The sequence below is a fragment of the Oceanobacillus alkalisoli genome, assembly GCF_022213125.1.
GTDB classification, from domain to species: Bacteria; Bacillota; Bacilli; order Bacillales; family Amphibacillaceae; genus Oceanobacillus; species Oceanobacillus alkalisoli.
The window spans coordinates 1,018,517-1,025,775 of sequence record NZ_JAKNRA010000001.1 but is presented as its reverse complement, the minus strand read 5'-3'; the positions used below and the strand labels follow the sequence as shown (position 1 = coordinate 1,025,775).

Below are 7,259 nucleotides of genomic sequence, written 5' to 3'. Positions count from 1 at the left end.
AAAAAATCGACACGGGTACAATAAAGCCACTGACTCGGGTCTATTCGGCATGGAGATACAAGGAGCAACCACGATATTTGCGACAAATATAAAAAGAATCATGAAGCTAATAGACCAAAAATAGGGAAGATATTAGGTAAATAAGAGAGCTTTTTATGAAAAAACACATAAAAAGCTCTCTTATTTTAGTTTGACTTACCTCCCATTAAAAAACAGGAGTTTTTCAGTGGCCTCGCTCTGACCCCATGTCCCAAAAAAGAAAACAACTTGCAAGCAGCGCGGAATGTTGATATATCAGCATTCCGCGCTGTTTCAATCGATATGCCTATGCCATAAGTCCATTGTGATTCGTATAGAGTTATGTTTGGATGGAAAGAGAATGGAAAATGGTGGTACTTTTCCATCTGCCCGCGGATGTGGGAAAATCCTATTTCTGCAACTTTTGCATGTTTAATAGGGTGATACATAGGATATAGAATAAAGAATATACTGAAAAGGGAGGAATACAGCAGAATGGACAAAAATAATGACCAACAATTAGAAGGGGATTATGAGGGAGAGATAGAAGAGAAATCTACGGCTACTCCGCAACAAGAAACCATTCATCAGCATGCTTCAACTTACCAAGAAGGGATCCAACCCACACATCAAGAGAACGTCCAACAGTCATCTGATGCAAATGAAAATCAGCAAAAAGAAACAAATTCCAAAGATAACAAAATTAAATTCGACTTTGACAAGAGCCTGAATGAATCGAAAGGGATATTAAAAGACGCAATCATCAAACCGAATTCCGTCATTAACTCCAACCGTTCAATCAGTTTAGAAACAAGTGTCATCATATTCGTTCTTTTATCCATTATCCTAGGAATTTTCGCATACTTTTCTGTGAAAAACCTTATGGACAATATGTTTGGCGGGCTAGGAGGATTTTTGGGCAGTTCGGTAGGAATTGAGTTTCTATTCCAAACGATGCTTGGATGGCTCATCACGTTTGCGCTTGGCTATTTTTCTTTATATTACATGCTTTCCTTTTTTGGAAACCGCAAAATGGAACATAAAATACTGCTGACGAAATACGTTACCGTCAATATTCCGTTTGTATTCGTATTTTGTATCATATTCGTGCTCTTTGGCTTGCTTGCTATTGAATACTTTATGATTATGTATGTGTTCGGGCTGATGCTTTTTGGTATGATTCATATTTATCTTTTCTTAGCTAATGTGAACAAACCAAAATTTGATTTGTTTTGGTTAAGTGCGGGCTATCTGTTTGTTTTACTCGTCGCAACGTATCTCCTAACAGGGATTGATTTTGGGATTTAATTTTAAAAAACATAATGAAATCGGAAAATGGGTCAATCAGGGTTTATGCCTGTTTGACCCATTTTATCTTGACATGGAGTGAACTCTATTCTTTATACCGAAACTGGGACAGTTGCTCTGACCCCAGTGTCCCGCTGTACAAATAAAAGGACGGCCAGAATTAATCTGGTCGTCCTTTTCGATTAGTCTTCTCTAATGTTTTTCCGGTCTTTCTTAAAGAGTTTACTTAAAAACTCATAGACAAGCGGTACGATAATGAGTGTGAGTAAAGTGGAACTTGCAAGGCCACCGATAACGGTGATACCTAAGTCTCTTGATACAAGTCCGCCGCCACCTGTAACAGCAAGTGGGATAAGTGCCCCGATTGTTGCGATAGCTGTCATCAGAATGGGACGGAGACGTGTGCCTCCACCTTCGATAATTGCTTCACGAAGCGACATACCGCTGCGCTCCATGCGGATGATCCGGTCGACAAGCACAATCGCGTTCGTGACAATGATACCAATCAGCATCAGGAGTCCCATCATTACCGTTACGGAAATCGTTTCTCCAGTCAAGTATAGACCAACGAAAGATCCAATAACTGCAAATGGAAGGGAGAACAGAACTGCGAATGGAGCAATTCCTTCACTAAAGGTAACAACTAGGATGAAGTAAACAATCGCAATGGCAGCAAGCATCGCAACGCCAAGCTGTTCAAATGTTTCTTCCATGTCAGCTGCAACCCCAGCAATGTCTACTTCCACACCTCTAGGTAACTCAAGATCTTCAATTGCTTCATCAACCTCTGAAGTAGCGTGTGAAATATCCTGGTCTAAAATCGTTCCAGTAACGGTCGCATAATACTGGTTATTACTTCTGGATAATGTAGCAACCGTTGAATCTTCTTCCACGGAAACTAATTCAGATAACGGAAGTACAGTTCCTGGCTGAGCAGGTACAGGTACTTCTAATTCAAGCAATTCATCAATTGAAGTTGCATCTGTTTCTGCTTCTTGCTGAACAATCACATCAAGTGTGTCGCCATCTTTTTCTACCGTTGTCAGCACATCTTCTGTCGAGGAAGTGCTTAGCATACCGACGATTTGTCCTGTTGTTAAACCATATTGCAGGAGATCTGCTTGATCAACTTGCAAGACATGTTCGACATATGCTCCTTCTGCTGTAGAAGATACATCTTCCAAGCGCTCATTCTCAGTCATGACGTCTTCAACCATCTCAACGGCTTCATTTAGATCATTGAGGTCTTCACTGTAGAATGTATAGCTCAACTCATTCGAACTCATGTCCATCGAAGCAAAGTCCTGGCTGATCCATTCTCCGGAGTGGCCGATTTCCGTGATGTAATGTTTAATTTCATCCCGTACGTCAGGGAAGTTTTCCATATCATCATCGAATGTAACGAAGATTAGCGCTCCGCCACCACCGCCACCCATCATCGCCGCTTCAGGGGAGGTGGAATCATTGATGGAAAGCTGGACAATTTCTGTATCATCCCGAGCAATCAACTTATCTTCTACTTCTGCAACATTTTGTAGCGTATCATCCATTAACTCACCTGGTTCGGGTGAATAGGTGATATACATTACTTTTTCCTCATCGCTGCCTAGGAAACTGAAGCCGATCAGCGGCGTTAAGAATAAGCTTCCAACGAGCAGGGCAATCGCAATAACGGATGTAATGATTTTATGATTTAACGTCCAGTTCAGGAATCTCTTATATCCTTGTGTGATTTTACCTTGCTCTTTATGTTTCACTTCTGTCCGGTCACCATATAATTTCTTCTTGAACAATGTATGGGATAACGCAGGCACGATTGTAATTGCTACAACTAAGGAAGCGAGCAATGCAAGTGACATCGTTAAAGCAAACGGCATGAATAGTTCGCCGACCATACCGCCAATAAAGACCATGGGGGCAAATACTGCAATCGTCACTAATGTGGACGAAAGAATTGGTTTAAACATCTCAATGGTTGCTTCACGGATTAATGCCCGTCCTCTAAGTGGTTCATCTTTCAAGTGAAGTCGTCTATAAATATTTTCGACTACGACAATCGAGTCATCGATAACTCGTCCGATGGCAACTGTTACCGCTCCAAGGGTCATAATATTCATTGTAATATCCAGCCAGTTCAAAATCAAGAAAGCCGTGAAAATGGAAACTGGAATGGAGATGATGGAAATAATCGTGGATTTAATATCCCGTAAGAAAAGCAAGATGATCATAACAGCGATCAGTCCGCCGAATAGCGCTTTTTCCACCATTGTGCTAACGGAGTCTTCAATAGGTTCTCCTTGGTCAAGTGAGATATCTACGACAAGTCCGTCCAATCGATCCTGTTCTTTTTTCATTAAATCTTTGACCGCATTAACGACATCAACTGTGTTCGCTTGCTGACCCTTAACAATTTGAATCCCAATCGCATCTTCACCGTTCGTACGGGAGACCGATTCAACTTTACCGACTGTTTCAATTTCTGCAATGTCAGCAAGTTCGACAAATGGGACAGGGTTTTCTTCTGTTGGAGTAACTGGAATAACCATCTCTTCCAATTCTTCCGCCGTCATGAATTTCCCGTCAACGGCAACAGCTTCTTCTCCCTCTGTAAACTCATACAGACCGAGGGAAACAGCCATATCACTCGCTTGGATCATATCTCGTACGGTCTCTTCGTCGAGCTCGAGTTCTTCCATGTAGGCTTCATCGAATGTAAGCTGTACTTCTTCGACGTGATGACCAGCCATTGTAGCAGAGGCTACTCCGTCAAGCTTTTCAATTTTTGGCAGAATGACTTCATCTACGGTCGATGTAAGATCGATAATATCCTCTTCTGTACTACTGATACTTAGTGCAACAATCGGCATCATATCAAGACTGATTGCTGTAATGGTCGGTTCCCCGGCATCTTCTGGCAGATTAACGCCTTCAATTGCGTCCTGCAATTCGCGGCGCTTCTCCGCCATATCGACTCCATATTCATATTCAATTTGAATACTGGATAGGCTGGAAGACGAGTCAGAGTAAATATTTTTAACATCTTCTAGATCTTCTACAGTTCGTTCAAGCGGAATGGATATATCCTCCATCACCTGTTCCGCAGTTGCCCCCGGGTAAACATCCATCACCATTAAATAAGGAATGGATATATCTGGAATGGACTCTGTTTTCATTTGAGTCCCGGCATAAATACCACTGGCAGTTACGATAATGGTGAGTAACCAAACCGCAAGCTTATTTTTCATAACGAAATTAGCTATACTTTTCATTTGCACCGTCCCTTTGTTGACATTATAAACTCATTTTCCTATAATAAATGACCAGTGGGTCAGAAGTCAATAGAAATAGCAGAAAGCAGGACGATAAAATGGAAAAAAGAAAGCTAATTATGGAAAAGGCACTGGAACTTTTTGCTGAACAAGGATTCCGTGAAACATCTGTCCAGGAAATCACTGAGCGTTCTGGTATATCAAAAGGTGCTTTTTATCTTTCATTTAAATCGAAGGATGAACTGATTATGGCCTTAATCCACAAATTTCTACAAGAGTTCATGATAAATATTGACCAATTAGTCAGTGAAGGTGCTTCCGACCAATTACTCTATAATTTTTACGAATATCACTTTGACCGATTTTTGAAGCAATCCGGTTTCGCAAAAGTCTTTATGAAAGAGCAAGTCCACTTTTTAGATGAGGAATTTATCACACAAATCAGTGGCTATAATGAACGGATGCGAGAATCGATTTTAACGATGCTTGAAAAAGTATATGGGGATAAAGTGCTGGAAAACAAATATGATCTCGTTTATACGATTCTTGGCCTCATGAAAAGTTATATGGAAATATTGCTACTCACAGACCTGCCATTTGAGGCAAAACAGCTTGCCGCATCCCTTGTGGAAAAGACGGATATTTTAGCGAAACATATGAGCCAACCTGCTATTACAGAAGATGTTTACATCATGCTAAAAGGACCGCAGGAAACGATACTTACAATGGAACGGGTCTACGCGATTCTTGATGAGACGATTGCTTCACTGGAAGAATCTGTGGAAAAGGAATCTATTGTTATGCTGAAAAATGAGCTGATGAACCCTTCATTGAATCAAGCGGTGATTAAAGGTTTACTTAAAAATATTGAAGCCAATCCCCAGTGCAAGCGGGCTGCTTATGTATTCCACCATTACTTTGAACAGCAAAATAAATGGTCGGTCAGGGATGAATCCTGAACCGACCATTTCCAATTAATTACTTTCTGGCATGTACTTTATCTTTCCCAGCAATTCCTGGGGAAGTTAAGTTGTTTAAGTCGAGAATCATATCGACTTCTTTTTCTGAAAGAATTCCGTTATCAATACAGATTTCCCGGATTGGACGGTTCGTTTCAACTGCAATTCGAGCGACTTCGGTTGCTTTTTCATAACCGACATATGGATTAATCGCAGTGACGAGAGAAATACTGCGCTCGACCATATTTCGGCAATGCTCGATATTCGCTGTCATACCTTCAATGGCATATTCTTTAAAGATGTGAATACCGTTTTCTAAAATTGAAATGGATTCAAGCAGATTGAAGACAAGGACTGGCTTCATGACGTTCAATTCCAATTGTCCATTTTCCGCTGCCATCCCAATAGTCGTGTCATTCCCAGCAACCTGATAAGCAATTTGGCTAATCACCTCGCAAATAACTGGGTTTACTTTGCCTGGCATGATGGAAGAGCCGCTCTGCCGCGCTGGAAGATTGATTTCTCCAAGTCCTGCGGTTGGTCCCGAACTCATCAGGCGTAAGTCATTTGCGATTTTCGATATATTTAACGCATGGATTTTCAACATACCAGATACTTCGGTATAGACATCCGTATTTTGAGTAGCATCGATCAAGCTTTCACTGCTTTTCAGTGCGAAGCCAGTAAGCTCTGCTAAGTATTCGACAGCTTTCTCCGTATATTCCGGCAGGGCATTTAGTCCGGTTCCGACAGATGTTCCGCCAAGGTTAATAGAGCGCAAGCCTTTGATTGACCTGCTGATTCGCTCTAAGTCACGGTCAATTACGGAATAATAGCCGGTGAATTCTTGTCCGAGGCGAATCGGAACAGCATCCTGCAGGTGGGTTCTGCCCATTTTAATAACGTTGTCGAACGCTTCAGATTTCGATTTCAATGCATCCACAAGCTTGGCAATTTTATCAACGAGGTGATGAAGTCGTTCAATCAGTGCAATATTCACTGCCGTTGGGAATACATCGTTTGTTGATTGTGCCATATTGACATGCGAGTTCGGGCTGATGATACTGTAGTTGCCTTTCTTTTCGCCTAATAATTCGAGTGCCCGGTTCGCGATAATTTCATTTGCATTCATATTAAAGGAAGTTCCTGCTCCACCCTGAATCGGGTCGACGATAAATTGGTCATCAAACTTCCCGTTAATTATTTCCTCGGAAGCTGTTACAATTGCTTCAGCGATCCGCTTATCCAATTGGCCAAGCTCGGCATTCGTCATCGCGGCAGCTTTTTTAACAAATCCAATTGCTCGGATAAGTGTTACGTCCGTTTTATAACCTGTAATCGGGAAATTATCCCTCGCTCTCACGCTTTGCACGCCATAATAGACGTCGTCCGGTATTTCTACTTCTCCTAAAAAGTCTTTCTCCACGCGTACTTCCATTCCTGCATCCCTTTCCACCCTATATTTAACTTACCGTTATTTTTAAACAATTCATCTTCCATTGTACAATTTTTCTTACGATTTGTCAGTAGCTTGACGAACTCTTCAGACGAATAAAGAAAGGATTCATCCATTATTGTTCCTCATTTAATCAAAAAATACTGATTTTACCGGAAAAGCTGGAGCAGATTTGGGGAATATGATAAAATAATAGTGTTACAACTATATAGATTTGTGGGCAGAATTCATCGGGGTTTATTAATGAAT

At 41.2% G+C, this 7,259-nt stretch carries 5 protein-coding genes; 2 read left to right on the top strand and 3 right to left on the bottom strand.

The window, feature by feature from the left end:
* The first annotated feature begins 513 nt into the window (after positions 1–513).
* The gene (locus L3V42_RS04540; RefSeq protein ID WP_238471434.1) at positions 514–1,326 is read left to right on the top strand and encodes an MATE family efflux transporter; all 813 of its coding nucleotides are present in this window, start codon (positions 514–516) and stop codon (positions 1,324–1,326) included.
* A 182-nt stretch (positions 1,327–1,508) separates the two neighbouring features.
* On the opposite strand, the gene L3V42_RS04535 is transcribed toward L3V42_RS04540, so the two are convergent.
* Positions 1,509–4,595 (bottom strand): efflux RND transporter permease subunit, encoded by a 3,087-nt coding sequence (locus L3V42_RS04535; RefSeq protein ID WP_238471433.1) that lies wholly within the window; start codon positions 4,593–4,595, stop codon positions 1,509–1,511.
* A 98-nt stretch (positions 4,596–4,693) separates the two neighbouring features.
* Between L3V42_RS04535 and L3V42_RS04530 the strand changes: the two genes are divergently transcribed.
* Positions 4,694–5,554 (top strand): TetR/AcrR family transcriptional regulator, encoded by an 861-nt coding sequence (locus tag L3V42_RS04530; RefSeq protein ID WP_235762725.1) that lies wholly within the window; start codon positions 4,694–4,696, stop codon positions 5,552–5,554.
* 19 nt (positions 5,555–5,573) lie between these two features.
* On the opposite strand, the gene L3V42_RS04525 is transcribed toward L3V42_RS04530, so the two are convergent.
* Both L3V42_RS04525 and L3V42_RS04520 read right to left on the bottom strand, forming a co-directional pair.
* Positions 5,574–6,992: an aspartate ammonia-lyase gene (locus tag L3V42_RS04525; RefSeq protein ID WP_235762724.1), complete on the bottom strand. Its 1,419-nt coding sequence runs from the start codon at positions 6,990–6,992 to the stop codon at positions 5,574–5,576.
* Positions 6,962–7,126 (bottom strand): hypothetical protein, encoded by a 165-nt coding sequence (locus L3V42_RS04520; RefSeq protein WP_238471432.1) that lies wholly within the window; start codon positions 7,124–7,126, stop codon positions 6,962–6,964. The genes L3V42_RS04525 and L3V42_RS04520 overlap by 31 nt, the downstream gene beginning before the upstream one ends.
* Positions 7,127–7,259: the final 133 nt, after the last annotated feature.

What these genes read in the sequence shown, in the direction of transcription:
- L3V42_RS04540 (WP_238471434.1), top strand. Translation starts at nt 514, where the DNA reads ATGGACAAAAATAATGACCAACAATTAGAAGGGGATTATGAGGGAGAG.
- L3V42_RS04535 (WP_238471433.1), bottom strand. Translation starts at nt 4,595, where the DNA reads ATGAAAAGTATAGCTAATTTCGTTATGAAAAATAAGCTTGCGGTTTGG.
- L3V42_RS04530 (WP_235762725.1), top strand. Translation starts at nt 4,694, where the DNA reads ATGGAAAAAAGAAAGCTAATTATGGAAAAGGCACTGGAACTTTTTGCT.
- L3V42_RS04525 (WP_235762724.1), bottom strand. Translation starts at nt 6,992, where the DNA reads ATGGAAGTACGCGTGGAGAAAGACTTTTTAGGAGAAGTAGAAATACCG.
- L3V42_RS04520 (WP_238471432.1), bottom strand. Translation starts at nt 7,126, where the DNA reads ATGGATGAATCCTTTCTTTATTCGTCTGAAGAGTTCGTCAAGCTACTG.